The organism is Micromonospora sp. WMMA1998 (genome assembly GCF_027497375.1).
Taxonomy (GTDB): Bacteria; Actinomycetota; Actinomycetes; order Mycobacteriales; family Micromonosporaceae; genus Micromonospora; species Micromonospora sediminicola.
The window spans coordinates 1,861,256-1,883,249 of the sequence record NZ_CP114911.1; the positions used below are offsets into that span (position 1 = coordinate 1,861,256).

General features: G+C 75.0%; 14 protein-coding genes, 1 tRNA gene and 1 pseudogene. 10 read left to right on the top strand and 6 right to left on the bottom strand.

Annotated elements, in window-relative coordinates; genetic code table 11:
• Positions 1-15 precede the first annotated feature (15 nt).
• Positions 16-291, top strand: a complete 276-nt coding sequence (locus O7600_RS08040) for a hypothetical protein (protein WP_281593055.1) — start codon at positions 16-18, stop codon at positions 289-291.
• Positions 292-903: 612 nt separating this feature from the next.
• Here O7600_RS08040 and O7600_RS08045 read toward each other — a convergent pair.
• Positions 904-987 (bottom strand) — tRNA-Leu (locus O7600_RS08045).
• A 199-nt stretch (positions 988-1,186) separates the two neighbouring features.
• On the opposite strand from O7600_RS08045, the pseudogene O7600_RS08050 reads away from it, so the two are divergent.
• The 6 genes and pseudogenes from O7600_RS08050 to O7600_RS08075 form a co-directional block, all read left to right on the top strand.
• Positions 1,187-1,360, top strand: a pseudogene (locus tag O7600_RS08050) (hypothetical protein); the annotation flags it as partial.
• Positions 1,361-2,929: 1,569 nt separating this feature from the next.
• Complete coding sequence (locus tag O7600_RS08055; protein WP_281594090.1) at positions 2,930-4,465, top strand: fibronectin type III domain-containing protein; 1,536 nt, start codon at positions 2,930-2,932, stop codon at positions 4,463-4,465.
• Positions 4,466-4,670: 205 nt separating this feature from the next.
• The gene (locus O7600_RS08060; RefSeq protein WP_281594091.1) at positions 4,671-7,235 is read left to right on the top strand and encodes a fibronectin type III domain-containing protein; all 2,565 of its coding nucleotides are present in this window, start codon (positions 4,671-4,673) and stop codon (positions 7,233-7,235) included.
• Positions 7,236-7,260: 25 nt separating this feature from the next.
• Entirely contained in the window at positions 7,261-8,262 is a 1,002-nt protein-coding gene (locus O7600_RS08065; RefSeq protein WP_281593056.1) for a MoxR family ATPase, read from the top strand.
• Between the two features lie 2 nt (positions 8,263-8,264).
• Entirely contained in the window at positions 8,265-9,419 is a 1,155-nt protein-coding gene (locus tag O7600_RS08070) for a DUF58 domain-containing protein (RefSeq protein WP_281593057.1), read from the top strand.
• On the top strand, positions 9,413-11,803 hold the full coding sequence (locus O7600_RS08075; RefSeq protein WP_281593058.1) for a DUF3488 and transglutaminase-like domain-containing protein: 2,391 nt from the start codon (positions 9,413-9,415) through the stop codon (positions 11,801-11,803). Before O7600_RS08070 ends, O7600_RS08075 begins: the two co-directional genes overlap by 7 nt.
• Before the next feature lie 494 nt (positions 11,804-12,297).
• Here the strand turns inward: O7600_RS08075 and O7600_RS08080 are convergent, their stop codons facing one another.
• Together O7600_RS08080 and O7600_RS08085 are read right to left on the bottom strand one after the other, a co-directional pair.
• Positions 12,298-13,098 carry an SDR family oxidoreductase gene (locus tag O7600_RS08080; protein ID WP_281593059.1) on the bottom strand — a complete coding sequence of 267 codons (801 nt, stop codon included), beginning with the start codon at positions 13,096-13,098 and terminating at the stop codon, positions 12,298-12,300.
• Between the two features lies 1 nt (position 13,099).
• Positions 13,100-14,080: an LLM class F420-dependent oxidoreductase gene (locus O7600_RS08085; RefSeq protein ID WP_281594092.1), complete on the bottom strand. Its 981-nt coding sequence runs from the start codon at positions 14,078-14,080 to the stop codon at positions 13,100-13,102.
• A gap of 143 nt (positions 14,081-14,223) precedes the next feature.
• Here O7600_RS08085 and O7600_RS08090 point away from each other — a divergent pair, with 143 nt between their 5' ends.
• Entirely contained in the window at positions 14,224-15,435 is a 1,212-nt protein-coding gene (locus O7600_RS08090; RefSeq protein ID WP_281593060.1) for a low temperature requirement protein A, read from the top strand.
• Positions 15,436-15,498: 63 nt separating this feature from the next.
• A complete protein-coding gene (locus O7600_RS08095; protein ID WP_281593061.1) occupies positions 15,499-16,338 on the top strand; it encodes a DUF1028 domain-containing protein in 840 nt (279 codons plus the stop codon).
• A gap of 6 nt (positions 16,339-16,344) precedes the next feature.
• Here the strand turns inward: O7600_RS08095 and O7600_RS08100 are convergent, their stop codons facing one another.
• Positions 16,345-17,016, bottom strand: a complete 672-nt coding sequence (locus O7600_RS08100; RefSeq protein ID WP_281594093.1) for a maleylpyruvate isomerase N-terminal domain-containing protein — start codon at positions 17,014-17,016, stop codon at positions 16,345-16,347.
• An 8-nt stretch (positions 17,017-17,024) separates the two neighbouring features.
• Positions 17,025-17,912: a phosphatase PAP2 family protein gene (locus O7600_RS08105; protein ID WP_281593062.1), complete on the bottom strand. Its 888-nt coding sequence runs from the start codon at positions 17,910-17,912 to the stop codon at positions 17,025-17,027.
• 86 nt (positions 17,913-17,998) lie between these two features.
• On the opposite strand from O7600_RS08105, the gene O7600_RS08110 reads away from it, so the two are divergent.
• Positions 17,999-18,694: a DUF3159 domain-containing protein gene (locus tag O7600_RS08110; protein ID WP_281593063.1), complete on the top strand. Its 696-nt coding sequence runs from the start codon at positions 17,999-18,001 to the stop codon at positions 18,692-18,694.
• Between the two features lie 289 nt (positions 18,695-18,983).
• Here O7600_RS08110 and O7600_RS08115 read toward each other — a convergent pair whose 3' ends face one another.
• A complete protein-coding gene (locus O7600_RS08115) occupies positions 18,984-21,881 on the bottom strand; it encodes a glycoside hydrolase family 48 protein (protein WP_281594094.1) in 2,898 nt (965 codons plus the stop codon).
• Positions 21,882-21,994 lie beyond the last annotated feature (113 nt).

A 21,994-nucleotide genomic window follows, 5' to 3' on the forward strand; every position in this document is an offset into this window, starting at 1 on the left:
GCGCGGATGGTCGTCATGAACGACACCTACAACTCAGGAGGTTCCGTGGGCTTCACGACTACTCCGGTGCGATCGTTCTGGCTGACATGGCCAGCAGGAATAATTGCTGCGATCAGCTGGGCCCTCGGCCACTTCACACGAGTTGCGACCTTTGATCTCGCGTTCGTCGCGGGTCTGTCGTGGATGCTCGGCGTGCTCCTAAGCGACGGCGCAAGTCGCTACCTCGTCGCGGGCGACGAGCGTCCTCGCGGCGACACCGACCGTCAGCCGGAGACCGAGCAGTCACCCTGAGCGATCTGGCAGCGCCTGCGGCGGCCGCCCAACAAGTGCCTGTGGGTGGCACCAAGTAGCACGTTGCTCGGCGTGACGCAGCGGACGGCACCCGCACGACCTCGTGAAGCTGTACGCCCGCGAACAGCGGGTCTTGCCGCCTCGATGAGGTAGCTGTGCTCCTCGAGGGCTTCGGGTCGTGGCGCGTAGGCGAGATGGGCGAGATGGGCGAGACCAGCGATGGTGGCCATGTCGGCAGAGGCAACCCAGGCGCCGGCGTTGTGGTCCTGGTCGGCGGCCGCAAATAGTGCGATCGGGATCCAGTGGCAGTGATCGGGATCTTGGCTGGTCTTGGCGAGCGCGGCGAGAAACCCAGGCAGAACGGCAACGCGCCGAGCAACGCCACCAAGCGCCAGCCGAAGAAGAACCCCGCATACCCGCTCGCCTCAACGAGGATCAGATCATCGCCATTGTCGAGGAGCTCGGAGACCTCGTGGACGCCCTGCGGGACGCCGAGCCGGAACACAAGCTGGAGGTCTACCGCAGCCTCGGGTTGCACCTGACCTACGACCCGGAATCACAAACGGTGCGGGCAAATGTCGATCTTGCCACGCACCGTTGGGATTCGGTTCGTGTCCGAGGGGGGACTTGAACCCCCACGCCCTATACGGGCACTAGCACCTCAAGCTAGCGCGTCTGCCATTCCGCCACCCGGACCTGCACGTACAGCCTACCCGGTCGGCCGAGGTGATCTTCTCACCGGATCAGCCGGCCCGTCGGGCCGCACGGGGCATTACTGTACACGGCCCGGAACGATCATGCACATCACCGCCAGCGTCCCACGTTTGCCCAGGTCAAAGCCGTCCACCAGCGGGCGGGTAGCGCGCGAAGGACGATTCCGGGCAGCATTGCTCACGTGTCCCACCCGTCCCCGTTGACCGCCGCTCAACACCAGGCCCTCGCGCTGCGCGCCGCGGGCGACCTGACCGGCGCCCGCCGGCTGCTCGCCGACGCGATCACCGCGGCCCGACCGGCGTACGGCGAGGACCACCAGGACGTCCTGACCACCGGTCACCTGCTGGCCCGGCTGCACCGCGAGGCCGACGACCCGGCCGCCGCCCGCCGGACGCTCGAAGAGGCGTACGCGGCCGGTGAGCGCCGCCGCGGCGACGCCGACCCGCTGATGCTCGCGCTCAGCTTCGACCTGGCCGGCGTGGCCGAGGAGTTGGGCAACCGGCACGAGGCCCGCCGCAACTACAGCCGCGTCGCCACCGCCGGGCCCGCCGTGCTCGGTCCGGACCACCCTGCGGTACGCGCGGCCCGGCACTACCTCGGCGGCTCCGCCGCCGCTCCCGCCGGCTACGGCCCACCTGCCGGCGGCTCCGCCGCCGCTACCGGCCCGCGCCCCGATCCGGCGCTGTCCGGGCCCACCGTGTCGCTGCCGGCGATCACCCCGCCCGCCCCGCCGCGAGCCGCTCCTGCGGCGCCGACCGTGCCACCGGTACCGGGTGCCGAGTGGGCTCCGCAGCCGCGGCCGACGTCCCGGGCGCCGTGGCCGTCCCCCCCGCCCGGTCCGGTGACGCCTCCCGCCCCGCCGCCGGCAGCCACCGCGCTCACCCGCGGCACACTGCCGCCCCCGCCGGCCATCCCGATCTCGGCCCCTCCGGTCGGATCCACCGCACCGGCCCGAGCGTCGAGCCCCTGGGCTCCACCGCCGGTGGCACCCGTGCCGCCGACCACCGGCGTCCCGCCGGCACCGCCGATGACCGGGCCACCGGCGCCCGGTGTCACGCCGGTGCCGCCGACGGTTGCGCCGCCGGCGCCCGGCGTCACCGCGGTGCCACCGGGCCACGGCGTCGCACCGGCCCACCAGGCCGGGCGGACCACCGACGCGGGAGCCGCTGGCCACGACCCGACCGGCGGTGTGCCCCCGACCATCCCTCCCCCTCCCGGTGCACGGCCGGCGGCCTACCCACCGAGCGTTCCGCCCGCGCCTTCGGTCTCGGGGCCGCCGGCCGCACCCGCCACCTGGCGGACGACGCCGGCGTCCGGCCCGGCGCCGGCCGACGCCCCTCACGGGTACGCGCCGCGCGGCCCGCTGCATCCCGTCTCGGTACCGCCCGTGCCACCGGCACCGGTCACCTCGGCCTCCGCCCTGCCACCGGCCCCGGTCATCCCGCCACCCCCGCGCACGCCGGCACGACCCGACGCGGGGCCGAACCCCGGCACCACCGCTCCCGCGCCATCGCCGTCGCGGCTGCCGGCGCCACCTGTCGTGCCGGTCCCGCCGCCTTCACCCGCCGTCACCCCGATGCCGCCGGCACCGACCTCGGGCCCGCCGGCAGGCGGCGTCCTCCCGCCACCGCCGGCCGTGCCCGCCGCCCCGCCGGTCGCCGCCCCACCCGCCCCGGGGCGGCCGGTCCCCGCACCCGCCTCCGCTCCACCCGCCCCGGCGCCGCAGTTCTCCGCACCCGTCTCGGCGCCTCCGGTTCCGACGGCGCCCGCCCCCACGTCGCACGCCACGGTGCCACCGCCGACCGCCGCCGATCCGGCACCCGGTGGGGCGACACCGGCTCCTGCCCCGGTCTCCGCACCACCGGCCCTGACCTCGCCGGACTCCATGCCCCGCCCGGCCGTTCCCTCACCGCCGGCAGTGCCGGTGCCCGTTGCGGACCAGCACACGACGGAGCGCCCGGACCCGACCGCGGTCGGCCACCCGGACGTCGGCCCGACGCCACCCGTTTCCGGCGGCCCGGGCTGGGACAAGCCGACCGTCCAGGTGCAGCAGATCGGTCCGCTGCTGCGCGAAGAGGCGGAGCGCGCGGCGGCCGCGCCCGGTGCGGCCCGCCCGGACGCGCGTCCCACCGGCGGTACGCCCTCGAACACGCCGCCGGCCGAGGCGCCGCCCGCCGGCGGCCGACCGGTCAGCGCACCACCCCCCACCGCACCGTCGGTCAGCGCGGCGCCGGTGAGCGCGGCGCCGGTGAGCGCGGCGGCGGTGAGTGGATTCCCGGTCAGCGCGCCGCCGGGAGGTGACGCGCCGGTGAGCGGCCCGCCGACCACCGGGGCGCCGGCCAGTGCACCGCTTGCCGCCGGGCCGACCGCCCCCGTGCGCCCGCCGGCCGAGCCGCCCGTCCCGCCGGTCGGCGCACCACCGACCCATCCCGTGAGCGGACCACCGGCACAACCCGTCAGCGCACCACCCACGTTCCCGGTCAGCGGACCACCCGGACAACCCGTCAGCGCACCACCCACCTTCCCGGTCAGCGGACCACCCGGACAACCCGTCAGCGCACCACCGACCTTCCCGGTCAGCGGACCACCCGGACACCCGGTCAGCGGACCGGCGGCGTACCCGGTCAGTGGCATGCCGGTCAGCGCGGCCCCGATCAGCGCCTCCCCGGTCAGTGGGTCACCGGTGCCACCCTGGGGGATGACCGCTCCACCGTGGAGCAGCGTCGCGCCGCCCCAACCGGTGGACCGGCCCGCCGGCCCGGAGCCCGAGCCGATCGACGAGCCGACGCCGGGGCCCGGGACGGAGCCTGCCGACCCCGGGGAGACGCCGGACGAGGGGCGGTCCCTGCCGGTCTACGACGGACTGCTCGACTTCCCCGAGCCGGCCCGTCCGGACCACCCCACGTATCCGGACCGGCCCGCGTACCCGGAGCAGCCCGCGTACCCGGAGCAGGGCTCCTGGCCGGCGGTGCCGCCGGCGTTCCACCAGCCGGCCGCGTACCCGCAGGCGGAGGAGCCGGAGTCGGGCGGCCGGAACCGGACGACGCTGGCCCTGGTGGCCGGCGGCGCGGTGCTGGCGGTGGTGGTCGCGGTCGGCGCGGGCGCGGTGTGGCTGAACCGGGACGCGGCGCCACCGGCGCCGGCGCCGAGCGCGCCGAAGCCGAAGGTGACCGGGCCGCCGCCCGGTGAGCTGCGGTTGCGGGACGACACCACCACGATCACGGTCACCTGGACCGACCCGACGAACGGCGGGGTGCCGTTCGTCGTGGCGGGTGGCCAGGCCGGACAGAAGCTCGGGGTGATGGCCACCGTGGACCCCGGGCAGACCAGCTACACGGTGAACGGATTGAGGGCGCGGCTGGACTACTGCTTCACCGTGCTGGCGGTCTACTCGACCGATTCGTACGCCACGTCCGGTCAGGTGTGCACGGACCGCGATGGCGGCGCCACGCCGAAGTGACGGGGCACCGAGGACACGCTCGGTGTCCACAGGGAGACGGTGCGGGTTTCACCGGCCCCTGCCGGCACCTATGATGGCTCCCGGCTCTGGGGAGGGTCGACCACGCGCGGCGCCCTCCCCCACCGACGCGGGGAGGCAGCCGGCAGTGACCACCATCGAGGACGTCACGAGCACCGGACCGGAGACGGCCCGCCCCCGGTCGCGGATGCGCGGCGGCCTGGTGACCATCGGCACCGTGGCCGCGTTGCTGGCCGCGATGGGGCTGACCGTGCTCGGGCTGGGTGCCGCCGACAACGCGGTGGCCAACTACGACGCGTCCTCCTGGTTGTGGAGCACCACCCGCAGCGAGCTGGCCCGGGTCAACGGTGTCACCGCCCGGGTGGACACCCGGATGGAGGTGCCCGGCGGGCGGCGGCACCAGATGCAGGTCGCCCAGACCGACCGGCTGCTGATCCTGCGCGACCTCAACACCGGCCAGGTCAGCTCGCTGGACCTGGCGACGTTGCAGATCACCGCCAGCACGCCGACCGCGCCGGGGTTCGGGGTCAGCGTGGCGCTGCACGAGGACGCGGCGTTCGTGGTGGACGCGGTGCAGGGCATCGTCCGGCAGCTCGACCCGCGGGCGCTGACGCCGGTGGGCGAGCCGGTCCGCTACCCGCCGGGCATCGCCGGCGGGACGTTCGACGGCGCCGGCAAGCTGTGGATCGCGGTGCCGAGCGAGGGCACCGTCTCGGCGATCACGGCCGCCGACCTGCCGGACACCCCCGGCGCCGCCCCGCCGGCCGGGCTCAGCCCGAAGCGGGTCGAGACCCACGAGGTGGCCGAACCCGCGCACGAGCTGGTGGTGTCCACGCTGGACGAGGGTGTGGCGGTGCTGGACCGCACGTCCGCGTCGCTGGTGACCGTGGTCGGCGGCCGGACGCAGCGGGCCGGCCTGACCATGACCGCGCCGGGCAACCTGCCGCCGCGGACCAGCGGGCCGCAGGTGCCGGTCAACGTCCCTGGTGACCGGTCGGTGCACGTGGTCCGCGACGGCGCCGAGGTGAAGCGGTTCACGGTGCCCGGGGCGGGCGCGCGGCTCAGCCCGGCGGTGGCCTGGGCGGGCCGGTTCTACTGCGCCGACGAGAGCACCGGCGCGGTCTACTCGTTCGACGCGGCCGGCCAGCTGGTCGAGACGATCAAGGGTTCCGGTCGGCCCGGCCCGGTGGAGCTGGAGGTCCGGGAGAACCACCTGTTCATCAACCCGCCGGACTCGTCCACCGCCCAGGTGGTGGACGACCGCAACCGGGTCCGCGAGGTCAACAAGTACGCCAACGACGTGCTCGGCGGCGACCCGCCGCCGGTTCCCCCGCCGCCGCCCCCGCCGAAGAAGCCAAAGGTGGGCAAGCCGGGCGCGCCGAAGGCGGTCACCGCCGCCGCGGGCAACGCGTCGGCGCGGGTGAGCTGGCAGGCCGCCGCGTCCAACGGCGCCGAGATCACCCGGTACGTGGTGGAGGGCGGCGGTCAGACCCACCAGGTGGGCGCGAACCAGCGCGCGTTGGAGGTCACCGGCCTGACCAACGGTGAGACGTACACGTTCTCGGTGCACGCGGTGAACGCCAAGGGCGACGGGCCGGCGCGCCGCAGCAACCCGGTCGTGCCGACCGCCGAGGTGCCCGACCCGCCGGCCTCGGTGACCGCCGAGGCCCGGCCGGACGGTACGGTCCGGGTGAGCTGGCCCGAGGCCGACGGCCAGGGCAACAAGGTCACGAAGTACGCGGTGACCGCGACCTCGGCCGGCGCGAGCGCCCCGGCCGGCGAGTCGCCGAAGACCGAGCTGGTGGTGCCGGCCGGCGCGCTGGAGTACGGCACCCAGTACGCGTTCACGGTGACCGCGGTCAGCGAGAAGGGCGCCGGGTCGAAGGCGTCGCCGGTGAGCAACACGGTGGTGCCGTTCACCGTGCCGAAGGCGCCGACCGAGCTGCGCGCGTCCACGGTCGCCGACCAGCCCGGCACGATCGCGGTGCAGTGGTCGCCGGCGGTGGAGAACGGCCGCCCGGTGACGAAGTACGTGGTGCAGGCCGGCGGCAAGACCGTCGAGGTGACCGACGTACGGGCCACCGTGGGCGGGCTCGGCAACGGCCAGAACGTGACAGTGAAGGTCAAGGCGGTCAACGAGGCCGGCGACGGCCCGGAGGCCAGCACCACCGCGCGTACCGTGGCCGCGCCCCGGATCACGGTGACCGGCTCGTCGGCGGACGCCACCTCGGTGACGGTGACGTTCACCGTGGACGCGGGCGGAGGAAAGGCCACCTGCACGGCGGCGACCGGCGGGAAGACGGCCAGTGGGAGCTGCTCCGGCCTGCGGGTGACCGGGTTGACGCCGGGCACGGCCTACACGGTGACGCTGACCGCGTCCAACGCCGCCGGCAGGGGCACGGCCTCCCGCGCCCAGACCACCGACCCGGTGTACGGCATCGCCACCTGCAAGAACGGCCCGGACGGGGACCAGCGGACGTACTGCAACAAGGACGTGCCGGGTCGCAACGGCAACGAGATCTTCGAGGTCACCCGGCAGGACGACGATCGACAGGCGGGCTGGGTGCCGGACGGTACGCGGCTGCGCACGTACTGCAAGGCCAAGGGCGAGGACGTCGACGCCTGGATCTACAACAACGACAAGCGGAGCACCTGGTGGGTCCAGGTCGACTACAAGGGCAGGACCTACATCCCGTGGGCGTGGCTCAACCTGGAGGGCGGCGACAACCTCAACGTGCTGCCCACCTGCTGACCTCGCCCGGACCGAAAGGCACACCGTGAACACGCACGAACCGCTCAGCCAGCCGGAGGTGCAGGGCTTCGCCGCCCTCGCCGCCCGGCTGGCCGACAACGTCAACGCGGTCGTGCTGGGCAAGCCGCAGGTGGTCCGGCTGGCGTTGACCGCGCTGTTCGCGCAGGGGCACGTGCTGCTGGAGGACGTGCCCGGGGTCGGCAAGACCACGCTCGCGCGGGCGGTGGCGGCGACCGTGAAGGGGCAGTGGCGGCGCATCCAGTTCACGCCCGACCTGCTTCCCTCCGACGTGTCCGGTGTGACGATCTTCAACCAGGCCAGCCGCGGGTTCGAGTTCCACCCCGGGCCGGTCTTCGCGAACATCGTCATCGCCGACGAGATCAACCGTGCCTCGCCGAAGACCCAGTCGGCGCTGCTGGAGGTGATGGAGGAACGGACGGTCACCGTGGACGGCGTACGCCATCCGGTGCCGCAGCCGTTCCTGGTGGTGGCCACGCAGAACCCGGTGGAGATGGACGGCACCTACCGGCTGCCCGAGGCTCAGCTCGACCGGTTCCTGGTGAAGCTCTCCGTCGGCTACCCGGACGAGGCGGTCGAGGTGGAGGTGCTGCGCGGCGCCACGGTCCGCTCCCCCGACTCGCTCACCGCGGTCACGGACACCGCCACCGTCGGCGAGATGGTGAAGATGGCCCGGCGGGTGCACATCGCCGAGCCGCTCTACGCGTACGCGGTGCGGCTGGCCGCGGCCACCCGGACCCATCCGCAGGTGCGGGTCGGGGTGAGCCCGCGTGGGGTGATCGCGTTGACCCGGGCGGCGTGCGCGTACGCGCTGATCGACGGTCGGGGCTGGATCATGCCGGAGGACCTGAAGGCGCTGGTCGAGCCGGTCTTCGCGCACCGCCTGCTGCTCACCCCGGACGCGCAGGTGCGGGGCGTCACGCCGGCCGAGGTGCTGCGCCAGGCGGTCGCCTCGGTGCCGGTGCCGGTGCCGCTGCCGTCCGGCCAGCCCGCCCCGGTGCACGGCTGAGCGTGGGGATCACCGCCCGGGGGGTCGGGCTGCTCGTCGCCGCCCTGGTGCTGCTCGGTGTCGGCTTCCGGTACGCGTACCCGGAGCTGACGGTGCTCGGCGCGGCGGCGGCCGTGGCGGTGGGCTACGCCGGGGTGACCGCCGCGTGGCGGCCCCGGTTGACCGTCGAGCGTCGGGCCGACCCGGACCGGGTGGCCCGCGGCGAGCCGGCGGCGATGGAGCTGACGGTCCGCAACACCGGCCGGCTGCGGGCGGCGAACCTGGTGGCCGAGGACCGCTGCGCCGGCGCGCTGGTGCCGGTGCCGCTGCTGCGGCTGCGCCCGGGGCGGGACACGCTGGTGCGCTATGCGGTGCCGACGCAGCGGCGCGGAGTGGTGCCGGTGGGGCCGCTGCGGGTCGTCCGCCGCGACCCGCTCGGCCTGGTGGCGCTGGCCCGCGGCTACGGCGACACGGTCCCGGTCTGGGTGCACCCGCGGATCCATCCGCTGTCCGCGGTGCCCACCGGCGCGGGACGCAGCCTGGACGGGCGCACCGACAGCGTGCCGCACGGTTCGATCACGTTCGACTCGTTGCGGGAGTACGTTGTCGGCGACGAGCTGCGCCGGGTGCACTGGCGGACCAGCGCCCGGGTGGGCGAGCTGATGGTGCGGGAGAACGTGGACACCAGTCTGCCGCGGCTCGTGGTGGTGCTGGACAACCGGTCCGCCGCACACCCGGAACGGGTCGCGGGCGTGGCGGAGTCGTTCGAGTCGGCGTGCGAGGCGGCCGCGTCGGTGGTGGCCGCCGCGGTGCGCGAGGACCTGCCGGTGCGGTTGCTGCTGGTCGCGCCCGCCGAGGCCGAGCCCGCCGGGGCGGCCGGGCCGCTGGACAGCCTCGCCGCGGTCGAGCTGACCGACGGCGGGGCGGACGTGCTGCCGGCCGCGACCGCCCGGCTGCGCCGCGACCGGCTCGGCGACACGCTGGTGTTCCTCACCGGGCCGGGCGGCCGCGACGAACTCGGCCACGTCGGCGCGCTGCGCGGCGCGTACCCGTCGGTCGTGGTCGGTGTGTTCGGCACCGCCGGGCCGACGGCGGCCGGTGCGACGGGCCTGGTGGTGCTGGACGCGGCGGACGGCGCGGCGTTCGCCGCCGAGTGGGACGGGATCCGCCGGTGGTGAGGTGGCTGCGCGCCGCGTCGGTGCCGGCGGCGCTGGTCGTGCTGGTCGCGCTGTCCGGTGTGGTGCTGGGCCGGGTGTACGCGGACCCGCTGCTGACCCGGCTGATGGTCGGCTCGGCGGTCGGCTCGGTGCTGGTCAGCGTGGCCGCCCGGCGACTGCCGTCCTGGTTGGTGGCGCCCCTGTCGGTGGCCGCGCTGACCGGCTGGACGCTGCTGTCGCTGCGGCTGGCCGCCAGTCACGCGGCGCTGCCCGGCGGGCTCGGCGAGGTGGCCGTGGACGCCGCGCGCAACGCGATCCCCCGGCTGCTCACCGCGATGATCCCGGTCGAGCCGGCGCCGGACACCGTGCTGGTCCCGGTGGTGGCCGCCTGGCTGGCCGGGCTGACCGCCGCCGAGGTGGCGCTGCGGGCCGGGCGGGTGCTGCTGGGCCATTTGCCGCCGGTGCTGCTCTACGGCGGCGTGCTCTACGTGGTGGGGCCGAACGCGGAGCCGGCGGTCGGGCCGACGGTGCTGTTCGCGGCCGTCGCCGCCGCCGGCCTGGCCGTGCCGGGCCGGCGGGCCGACCCGGCCGCCGGCGACCCGGTGGCGGGCCTCGACCCGGCGGTACGCGCGGCGGTGCGGCTACGGCTGGTCGCCGCGACCGCCGCCGGGCTGGCCGTCGTGGTGGGGCTCGCCGCGCTGCTCGCACCGGTGGTGGCGGGTCAGGTGGAGGACCGTCCGGTCGATCCGCGCCGCTACGTGGAGCCGCCGCAGGTCGAGTCGCTGGACGAGAATCCGCTGATCCGGATCTCGGGCTGGGCGTTGAACCCGGACCAGCGGCTGCTCGACGTGCGTACCCTCGCCGGCGCGGGCGACGGCGGGCCGCCGCGGATCCGGCTGGCGGTGCTCAGCGACTACGACGGGGTGACCTGGCGGGTCGGGGCCACGTACCGCAACGCGGGGCGGGTCCTGCCCGCCGCCGAGCCGGCGGCCGGCGCGACCACCGACACGGTCCGCCAGGAGATCACGGTGGGCGACCTGACCGGACGGCTGCTGCCGGCGGTGCCCACGCCGCGCGAGGTGACCGGCGCGCGGGTCGCCTACGACCCGGAGACCGGCACGGTGATCCGGCCGGAGGGACTGGCCCCGGGGCTGCGGTACGACGTGTCCTCGGTGCGGGAGCGCCCGGACCTGAATCTGGTCACCACCGCCAACGTGCCGGCCGGCGACGCGGTGGCCCGGGTGCTGCGGGTGCCGGACGGGGCGCCGGAACAGCTGCGGCGGCTGGCCACCCAGCTCGCCGAGGAGAACGGCGCCCCGTACGCGCGGGCCGACGCGATCGCCACGTTCCTGGCCGAGCACTACCGGGTGACCGCCGACGCGCCGAGCGGCCACGCCTACCCCAACCTGACGTTCTTCCTGTTCGGGCCGCGCAACGGCGGCGGGCAGCGGGGCACGTCGGAGCAGTTCGCCGCCGCGTTCGCGGTGCTCGGTCGACTCGCCGGCCTGCCCACCCGGGTGGTGGTCGGATTCGAACCGAAGGCCGACGGGCCGGTGCGGGCCGCCGACGCGTACGCCTGGCCGGAGGTGCTGTTCGAGGGCGTCGGCTGGGTGCCGTTCGACCCGATGCCGCGCCCGGACTCCGAGCCCCGCCCGGTGGAGGAGGACTTCCGGCCGAAACCGGAGGACCCGCCGCCGTCGGAGGTGCCGGCGCCGACCGAGGAGCCCTCCGCCACTCCCCCGGCCGCCGCACCCGCGCCGGACCGGCAGGACCGGGGCCCGCGTACGCCGGTGCTGGTCGGCGGCGGCGTCGGTGGCCTGGTGCTGCTGGTCGGTGCGGTGTTGGCGGTCCTGGCCACGATGCGCCGCCGGCTGAGTCGGTCCCGGCTGGACCGGGGCGATCCGGGCCGGCGGGTGACCAGCGCCTGGCGGGAGCTGACCGACGCGCTGCGGCTGGCCGGCCGGCCCGTGGGGGACGACCTGGCGGCGGAGGAGGTCGCCGAGCAGGCCCGGGCCACGCTCGCGGCGGCCCGGGCTTCGGCTGGGCCGAGGGCCGGCGCGGGCGTGAGCGGCGCGGGCGTGAGCGGCGCGGGCGTGAGCGGCGCGGGCGTGAGCGGCGCGGGCTTGAGCGGCGCGGGCTTGAGCGGCGCGGGCGTGAGCGGCGCGGGCTTGAGCGGCGCAGCCCGGCCGGACGGTGGTGCGGATGGTGGTGCGGACGGCGGGGTGGGCGAGCTGGCGGACCTGGTGAACCGGGTCGCCTTCGCGCCGGGCAGCGTCGACGCGGAGCAGGCCGACCGGGCGGTGGAGGTGTCCACCGGGTACGTCACGGCGTTGCGCGCGGCCCGGTCCCGCTGGGCACGGCTGCGATGGATGGTGCACCCAGGTCCGCTGCGCTGGCGCCGCTGACCGACCGCCCGCGGACGTGCCGGCGCGAGCGGCAGGGTGCGGGGTGACGGCAAGCGTCGCGGATGCCTTTCGAGCTGATATCAGTAACGACTCAGCCCTGCCGGACGATGTCGCGCCGATGCCCACGGCGCACCCCCGTGCCGGTCGACGAGCTCAGACCGACTCAGCCCTGCCGGACGGGTCGCGCCGATGCCCACGGCGCGCGCCCGTGCCGACCGAACGATCTCGACGGCTCGGGATCCGCAGGGCCTGGACCGCCTCGACGCGATATCACCGACGACTCAGCTCGAAAGGCAGCGTCACGAGACACGAGCCGGGGCGGCACCGGCACGTCCGCCGGACCGGCGAACGGTTCCGGCGGCACTGGAAGGCCGCGCGGGCTCCCGGCGCCGAGTGACTGCGCCCGAAGCGACACCGTCGACGGGCGCGGGGCCGGGCAGCGCGTGCGACACCGACACCGGCGCCGCCCGCCCCTGCCCGGACCGGCACCTCGGTCAGCGGTCGGCGGCGCGCAGCTTGCGGACGAGCTTGCGCAATCCGGCCTGCCAGCCGTCCGGGTCCTCGGCGCGGCGGCGGGCGTAGTCGGCCACCTCCGGGTGCGGCAGGATCAGGAACCGCTCCTCGGCCAGCCCGGCGACGACGGTGTCGGCGACCTGGTCCGGGGTGAGGATCGCGCCGGACGCGGCGATCACCCGGGCGCCCAGGTGACCCTCGGCGAGGCCGTCGGCGAGCATCGGCGTGTCCACGCCCTGCGGGCAGAGCGCGCTGACCCGGATGCCGGCGTCGCGGTAGGTGACGGCCAGCCACTCGGCGAAGCCGACCGCCGCGTGCTTGGTGGCGGTGTACGGGGCGTCCCCGACCGCGGTCAGCACCCCGGCGGCCGAGCAGGTGAGCAGCAGGTGGCCCTGCCCCCGGCGCAGCATGCCGGGCAGCACGGCCCGGGCGCTGTGCAGGTGACCGAGCACGTTCACCCGCCAGGCCCGGTCCCAGTCGGCGTCCGGCGCGTCGATGCCGCCGCCGGTGGCGACACCGGCGTTGGCGCAGAACAGGTCGATCCGGCCGTGGTGGCGCTCGGTCTCGTCGACCAGCGCGCGTACCGCCGCCTCGTCGGTGACGTCGAGCCCGACCCCGGACGCCACCGGGCCGATCGCCTCGGCCGCCGCGCGGGCCGCGTCGGCGGCCAGGTCGGCCAGCACGACGGCGGCGGCGCCCTCGGCGGCGAACCGTCGGCCCAGCGCCGCGCCGATCCCGCCGGCCCCACCGGTGATCACGACCACCCGGTCGGTCAGGTTCATCTCAGGCCACCTCCGTCGCACCGGTTCCGAGCCGGGGCAGCAGACCGGCCCAGGCGTCCGCTCCGCCCTCGGTCGTCTCCGGGGTGGGCAGCACCGCCAGCACCGGCACGTCGACGCCGTGGGCGGCGTACCGGCGGGCGCCGGCCACGCACTGCTCGGGCGAGCCGTGCAGCACGAGCGCGTCGACCACCTCGTCCGGGATCGCGGCGGCGGCGCCCCGGCGGTCCCCCGCCTCCCACGCCCGCCACATCGGGCCCAGCGTCTCCTGCCGACCCAGCCAGCGGTGGAAGGCGGCGTACGCGGGCACGGTGAGGTAGCCGGTGATCAGGCGGCGGCCCAGGGCGCGGGCGTACCCGGCGTCCTCGGTGGGGCAGACGAAGATCCGCGCGGCGACCTCGAAGCCGGGACGGCGCTCGCCCAGCTCGGCGACGGCGGTCGGCACGTCCTCGGCGGCGAGCCAGTTGAGGATCACCCCGTCGGCCTCGGCGGCGGCGAGTCGCAGCATGCCGGGGCGCAGCGCGGCCAGCAGGACCGGCGGCGGCACGGCCGGCGGACGCTCCAGCGTGAACCGCCGGACCGCGAACGTGTCGAACGCCCCGTCGACGGTCTCGCCGCGCAACGCGGCCCGCAGGAAGCGCAGCACGTCCCGGGTCCGCTTGAACGGCTCGTCGTACGCCACCGCGTTCCAGTCCCGCACCACCACCGGCGACGAGGCGCCGACGCCGAGCGCGAACCGGCCCGGGGCGGCCTCGGCCAGGGCGGCGGCGCTCATCGCGAGCAGCCCCGGGCCCCGGGTGAAGGCCGGGGTGATCGCGGTGCCGAGGCGGAGCCGGGGTGCCCAGGCGGCGGCGAGCGCGAGCGGGGTGAACGCGTCGGTCCCGGCCACCTCCGACGACCAGACGTCGGTGAACCCGGCGTGGTCGAGGGCCGCGTAGACGGCGGCGTGGTCGGCGAGCGGGATGCCGCCCAGCGGTACGGTCATGCCCCATCGGTTCGTCACCCGTCGATCGTGCCCGCCGGCACGGCCGGGAGCAAGATCAGGGGTGAAACGACCGATCCGCACCGCACTCCCGGGCGAGGGTGTTACGACTGCCGGGTGGACGTGGACGAGGGCGGAGGACGGCGGTGAGGATCGCCGAGCCCGCCGCGCTGCGCTCGGAGGACGGCGACGGGGACAGAGCCACCTTCCTGGAACTCTTCTTCGACCTGGTCTACGTCTTCGCGCTGACCCGGATCTCGGCGCGGGCCTTCCAGGACCTGGCGTTGGAGGGCAACCAGACGAACTGGTCGGCGGTGACCGGTGGCGGCAAGACGCTGCTGCTGCTGATCGCGCTCTGGATGCTCTGGCAGGGCACCGCCTGGACCACCAGCCGCTACGACCCGTACCACCTCTGGTTGCAGATCATCGTGATCACCGCGCTGGTGTCGGCGATGGTGATGGGTGCGGCGATCCCCCGCGCGTTCGGCGCGACCGGCCTGACGTTCGCCATCGCGTACGTGGTGGCGCACGTGGTCCGCTCGGCGATCCTGCTGATGGTGCTGCGCCGGCTGCAGTACCGCCGGTTGAAGCTGCGCATGCTGATCACGTACTGCGTGGCGGGGGTGTTCTGGCTGGCCGGCGCGCTACTGCCCACCGATCCCCGGGTGGTGCTGTGGAGCGTCGCGCTGGTGATCGAGTACCTCGGGAACCGGTTCGGCTGGCCGGTGCCGGGGCTCGGCCGTTCGACCGTCTCCCGGTGGGACATCCACGGTGGGCACCTGGCCGAGCGGTACCAGCAGTTCTACCTGGTCGCGCTCGGGGAGACGATCCTGGTGGCCGGCCTGACCTACACCCGGGTGCCGACCGGCGCGGCGGGCACCACCGCGTTCGCGTTCGCGCTGGCCACCACGATCCTGCTGTGGCGGATCTACGTGCAGCGGGCCGGTCAGATCCTCGGCGAGGCGGTGACCGGGGCCCGTCACCCCGCCACCATCGGCCGCTCCGCCGCCGACACCCACCTGGTCATGGTGGTCGGCGTGGTGGCCACCGCGATCGGCTACGAGCTGGTCATCGAACACCCCACGGGGCACAACGAGCTGCCGTGGCTGGCCATGATCCTCGGCGGCCCGGCGCTCTACCTGGCCGGCCGGGCACGCTTCGAGTACGAGGTGTTCGGCCGGGTCTCCCCGTCCCGGCTGGTCGCGATCGCCGCGTTGCTGCTGCCGGTGCCGCTGCTGCTGCACGTCGCGCCGCTGCTCGCCTCGGCCGTCGCGGTGGTGGTGCTGGCCGCCGTGGCGGTGGCCGACGCCCGCCGCGCCTGGGGCCGCCCGCCGGAGGCCGCCGCGCCGCCGTTCTGACCGTCGCCCACGCGCTTCGGTCGGTGCGGGACGACGCCCCCACCCGCGGGCTACGATCCGCGCGTGACCTTCTCGCTCGTCGCCCGATCCGCCGACGGGCAGCTCTACGGCGTGGCCGTGGCCAGCCGGTTCCTCGCCGCCGGGGCGTTGGTGCCGGCCGCCGAGGCGCTGGTCGGGGCGGTGGCCACGCAGGCGCACGCCAACCTCGCCTACCGGGCGCAGGCGCTCGCCCTGCTGCGCACCGGCGTCCCCGCCGTGGACGTGGTGGCCGGTCTGGTGGCCGCCGACCCGGGACGCGACGACCGGCAGCTCGGCGTGGTCGGGGCGACCGGCGCCGGGGCCACCTGGACCGGGCCGCGCTGCCACCCGTGGGCCGGCGGGCAGGCCGGCGACGGCTGGGCCGCGCAGGGCAACATCCTGACCGGCCCGCAGGTGATCGACGCGCTGCGCGACGCCTGGCTCACCGGCACCGATCTGCCGTTCCCGCAGCGGCTGTTCGCCGCGCTCACCGCCGGCGACCGGGCCGGCGGCGACCGACGCGGCAAGCAGAGCGCCGCCCTGTTCGTGGTGCAGCGGCACGGCGGCTACGCCGGCACCGGCGACGAACTGGTCGACCTGCGGGTGGACGACCACCCGGACCCGGTCGCCGAGCTGGGTCGCCTGCTCGGCATCCACACCATGATCTTCGGTCGCCCCGACCCGGCCACCCTGCGCGACCTGACCGGCCCGCTCGCCGTCGAGGTGGCGGACCTGCTCGCCGCCGCCGGTCACCCGGTCGGCCCGGCGGGCCTGGACGACGCGCTCGCCGCCTGGTCCGGCCTGGAGAACCTGGAGGAACGGTTCGTGCCCGGCCGGATCGACCCGATCGTGCTGGAGCACCTGCGGCGTGCCGCGGCGGCCTGAGCGGCGTCAGCCGCCGAACGCCAGCCGGCGGATACCGGCCTCCGCCAGCGCCGTCCGCTCGGCGTCGGTCACCGGCAGCCGGCCGGTGGCCTTGCGCAGCACGGTGAGCGCGTCCCAGCCGAGCCGGGCCGGCACCGGCCGCCCGCCGGTGAGCACGTCGACGACCACGGCCGCCGCGGTCGGCGTGGTCCAGGGCGACCGGTCGAGCGCGTCGGCCAGGTCCAGGCCGTGCACCGCGACCTCCACCACCCGGGTACGCAGGAACTCGTCCACCGCTATCGCGTCACCGTGCCGGGTCCGCACCACCCGGCCGGCGGGCGCGTCGGCCACCGCCGTGTCGGTGGCCCGCCAGGCCCGGCCGAACTCCCGCGCCACCTCGGTCACGCCGGGCAGTTTCCGGGCGGCCCGCCGTGCCCCGTCGATCCGCTCCCGGTCGACCGGCGGGCTGAACTTGGCCGCGCCGAAGTAGCCGGCCGCGTCCACCTCGGCGCGAGGTGGCGCGGGCTCGGCGAGCATTCCGGCGAGCCGCCCGACCCCGGTGACCACGTGCGCGAGCAGGTCCCGCACCAGCCAGGGCGGGCACGGTGTGGGCCGGTCCAGCGCCGCCTCGTCGAGGCCGTGCACCACCCGCTCCAGCCGGGCGCACTCGTCCCGGAACGCCGCCCGCACCGGTTCCACCGGCGTGCTCAGCCCTTCCACCGGGGCACCAGCCGGTGCACCACGGCGAGCACCAGCGCGGCCACCACGGCGATCGTGCCGGCGATGCCGGCCGCGCTGCCCGCGTACCCGATGAAGAGCGGACGGCGGCCGAGCTCCTCGACGGCGACGGTGGAACGGTCGACCAGCCAGGACAGCGCCAGCGCGGAGCCCAGCAGGGCCACCGCGCCGGCGACGCCGAGCACGGCGGCGCCCAGCCGGTGCGCGTCGCCCGGCTCCACCACTGCCTGCTCCCGTTGGAAGAACAGCAGCACCAGCCCGGCCGCCGCGGCCCACGCGCCCACCACGAGGTACGCGGCGACCGCGTCGCTGGGCCGGTGCCAGCCGGCGGAGAGCGTGGCGACCCCGGCGGCGGCCGCGTACCCGGCGCCGAGGAACGCGCCGGCCACCCGCACCTGCCGCGGCAGCACCAGGATCAGCGCGATCGCCACCGACGCGGCCACCGCGGTGTGCCCGCTGGGCAGGCTGTTGCCGGCGGCGGCCCGTTCCGGGTCGATGCCGAAGTCCGGTCGGGCCAGGTAGTACTTGAGCAGCTGGGTACTCACGTTCGCCCCGGCGATGAGCAGTGTGGCGGTCACCGCGAGCGCCTTGCGACCGCGGATCAACGCGATGAAGCCGATCACCGCGGTCGCGACCAGCAGCGACACCACCGACATGGCGTTGAGGAGCGTGTCCACCGGACCGTCGATGCGGTCCTGGCCGATCCGGTTGCCGGTCAACGCGACCGTGTCCAGCCACTGGCCCAGCTCGGTGTGCACGGCGAACCGCCACACCAGCACGAACATCGCTGTCTGGGTCAGGGCCAGTACGACCAACCAGACCGCCGTCCAACCCCTCGCCGTCTCCCGCACCCGCACAACTTAGCGGTCGGCCCGGTCCGGCGCGCGCGGGAGCGCCCCGGATCCCGGCGTAGGTTGAGGCGGGCGATCGAAGGAGGTGGCAGGTGACCGGCGGAGCGGAACGGGAACGGCCCGCCGAGCCGCGCCCGGAGTCGCTGGCCGACCTGCTCGGCGGGCGGCGGGGCGCGGTGGACGCGACGCTGCCCCCGCTCGCGTTCGGGCTCGGCTGGGTGCTCGGCGGGCTGGGGGGAGGCGTGCTCGCCGCGGTGCTGACCGGCGCCGCCGTGGCCGGTTGGCGGTGGCGGCGCGGCGACCGCCCGCGCTCGGTCCTGGTCGGTCTGCTCGCGGTCTGCGTGGCCGCGCTGATCGCGGTGCGCACCGGCCGGGCCGCCGACTTCTTCCTGCTCCAGATCGCCTCAAACGCGGCCAGCGCGCTGGTCTGGGCGGTCAGCATCGTGGTGCGCTGGCCGCTGCTCGGCGTGGTGGTCGGGGTGGCGTTGCGCCAGCGGGCCCGGTGGCGCCGCGACCCGGCGTTGCTGCGGGCGTACGGCCGGGGCAGCTGGGTGTGGACGGCCACCTACGTGCTGCGGGTGGCGGTCTTCGTGCCGCTCTGGCTGGACGGGCGGGTGGTGGCGCTGACCGTGACGCGGGCGGCGCTGACCTGGCCGCTGATCGCGGCGGCGCTCGCGGCGAGCTGGGTGGTGGTCAGCCGGTCGCTGCCGCCCGGACACCCGGGGCCACGACACCCGGTGGTCGCGCCCGAGCCGGACGGGAAGCCGGCGACGGCCCCGGAGAAGTAGTGGAGAGGCCGCCACGGGGGGAGCGGCCTCTCCGTGAAATACGGTACTCCGTCCGCGCCGCGGATGTGATCCCGTGGAGCGCTGATTTTTCGGTGCCTTTTCGCGCCATGGGTGGTCCCCGGGCGGAGTGGTGGGCCGGTCCGTCCGCTGCGTCGTCCGGACGGCCGGCCCACCCGGCCTGACCGTGGGCGTCAGGCCGTCCGCCGACCCGGCCGCTCCGTTCCCCCATCGGCCGCCGGCGGCCTCCTCCGTGGGCGGGGCGGACCCCGCCCACGGAGGAGGAGTTACCTCATCCCTGCGGGAAGTAGGTGCCGTAGTCGGCGTACGCCATCGCGACGTCCGCCTGGGCCCAGAACCGGTGGTAGTTGAAGACCGGCTCCGCACCGCCGTCCAGGTACGCCTGCACCTTGGGCCAGTCCGGGTCGTTCTTGTAGAACGAGCGGATGTCCAGGAAGCTCTTGCCGCTGGCGATCGCGTCGCCGTTGGGCATCTTCCCGGTCCAGCCGGAGGGCACGTAGAGGCCCTGACCGTCGGCGGCGTTGTAGACGTCGTCGAAGCGCTTGTAGTCGCCGCGCTTCTCCGGCATCGAGACGCCCTTGCTGTCGGCGGCCGCCGACAGCGCGTCCAGCAGACCCTTGGCGGTGTTCTTCGCCGCCGTGTTGCCGGACTTGGCCGCGTACGCGATGAGCGTGCGGGCGTAGGCGGCGGCGACGCCGACGTCCTGGCCCTTGACCGTCACCTCGACGTGCAGGTTGGTGTTCGGCTGCGGGCTGGTCGGGTTCCAGTTGGCCGGTTGGCCGGTCCACTTCATGTCCGACGGGATCGACCAGTTGGCGCCGGTCGTGGTGTTGGCGATCGCCCACGGCACCCACTTGTCCAGCAGCGCCTTGGCCTTGGCGTTGCCGGTCTGCAGGTACAGCTCGGCGATGCGCTGCATCGACCACGCCTGCATGCCGAACCACTGGTTGGACGGCGGGTCGTTGTAGACCGGGTCGACGTCGTAGAACATGCCGTAGAAGGTGGCGGTGCCGGCCGGCGGCTGGGCGTAGCTGCCGTCCCAGCTGTTGGTGGCGCCACCGGCGATGCCGCCCTCGGCGGACTGTAGCCAGGTGTAGAACTCCAGCTGCCGGTCCAGGCTCTTCTGCCAGTCGGAGACCGCGGTCGGCGACTTCGGCTTCAGCTCGGCGACGTTGGTCATCGCCCACGCCGCGAACGGGTTCTGGTAGCCGAAGTGGTTGTGGCTGGAGCCGATCCGCCACGACCAGTTCTGCGAGGCGTCGTACGCGCCACCCCAGGCGTAGTACCAGGAGAGCAGGTAGTGCGCCGAGTCGCGGCCGCTGCCGGCCGGGCAGGTGGACGCCCCGACGCAGTTGCCGATCTTCTTGAAGTACTTGTCGAACAGCGCGTAGCGCAGGTAGTCGCCCATCTTCGCGGCCTTGGCCACGGTGGCCGCCACGTCGGCCTCCTTGCCCTGCGCCTTGGCCCAGGTCAGCGCCCAGTACGCGGCCTGCACGGCGCGCGCGTCGGCGTCCGGCGCGTTGGTGTACTTCCACTGCTTGGCCGGGGCGTTGGACTCCTTGACGAACAGGTCCAGGTAGCCGTTCGGGCCGCCGTGCTTGAACGTGTCGCAGGACGGCTGCGGCACGGTCTCCCACACCGACTCCTGGGTGCCCCGCTGGAACGTGTTGATGTACGCGGGTTTGGTGGTGCCGTCGCCGCACCGGCCGAAGCCGTAGGTGTTGTCGACGTCGAGCAGCCAGTGCATGCCGTAGATGTCACCGGTGCCGTAGGTGGACTGCAGCTCCGAGCGCAGCGGGTCCTGGCCGACCGGGACGCTGGCCTCCAGCGCCGACGGGTACTGGCTGGGCAGGTTGTGCTCGGCCGCGTACTGCGGGGTGCCCGGCGCGCCCGCCGTGGCCTGGTCCGCGTGGCTGGGGATGATGTACTTCTCCATGACGGTCCAGGCGTTGTTGAACGGGGCCCAGTTCTGGGTGACCCGGCCGTACTGCGCCTCCAGCCAGAGCCAGAAGCTGAACGCCTCGGACGTGGTCTCGTGCCCGTGGTCGGGCGCCTCGACGATCAGCGTCTCGATCGAGTGGTACGGCACGCCCTCGGGGCTGAAGTAACCCGAGTTCTTGATCTTGCCGTACTGGTCGAGGAACTTCTTGATGTAGGCGTTGTCGCCGCCCGGGGTGTCGTTGTCGACCTCGGTGGCGACCACCGCGACCGGGGCGAAGCCGGTGGCCGACGCGGTCACCGTGGCGGTGCCGCCGGCGGCGTCGGCGTCCTCCGCGGCGGAGACGGTGGCGGTGACGCCGGTGCTCCAGTTGCTCGGGGTGAGCGTCAGCGTGGCCGGCGAGACGGTGATGTCGCTGTCCCCGGTGACGGCGAGGGTCACCGGGACGTTGGCGCTGGGCGCCGCGCTGAGGGTGTACCGGACCGTGGCGCTGCCGCCCTCCTCGACGCTCACCGCCGACGGGGTGGCGACCAGCTTCGGCCCGGTGGCCGCACTGACCGTGAACGACTTCTCCGCGGTCGCGCTGCCGCCGGCGTTGTCGTACGCCTTGGCCTGCACGGTGTAGCTGCCGGCCGGCAGGTCGAGCAGGTCGTAGCCGTACGGTGCGGTGGTGTCGGTGTTGACCAGCAGGCCGTTGCGGTAGAACTCGACTTTGCTGATGGTCCCGTCGGGGTCGCTGGCGGTCGCGGTCAGCGGGACGTCCGCCGGCGCCTCGAACGGGCCGGCCGGCACGCCGAGGGAGACCGTCGGCGGCTGGTTGGTGGTGGCGCCGTTGCAGGCGACGCCGTTGAGCGTGAAGGCGGTGGGCTTCGGGTTGCTGCCGCTGTAGCTGCCGTTGAAGCCGATGCTGGTGGACGCGCCGGTGGGCAGGCTGCCGTTCCACGACTCGTTGGTCGCGGTGACCTCGCTGCCGGACTGGCTCCACTTCGCCGACCAGCCCTGGGTGACCCGCTGGCTGCTGTTCGGGAAGGCGAACTTCAGCGACCAGTTGTTCAGGGCGTCACCCAGGTTCTTGATGGTGACGGTGGCGGTGAAGCCGGTGTTCCAGTCGCTCGTCGCGTAGGTCACGTCGCAGGCCGGTGCGGCCTGCGCGCTGCTCGCGGGCAGGGCCACCCCGCCGATGGCGAGGGCGGTGGCGGCGACCATCGCCGTGCGGCGACGTCTGGCCAGAAGTCTCATGTGGGCGGTGTCTCCTCGGACCGGGCCGGGACCGGGGTCCCGGCGGGGCGCCTCCACGCGTCGACGGGCGTACGCGGGGGGACGGAGGCGTCCGGAAAGGGGTC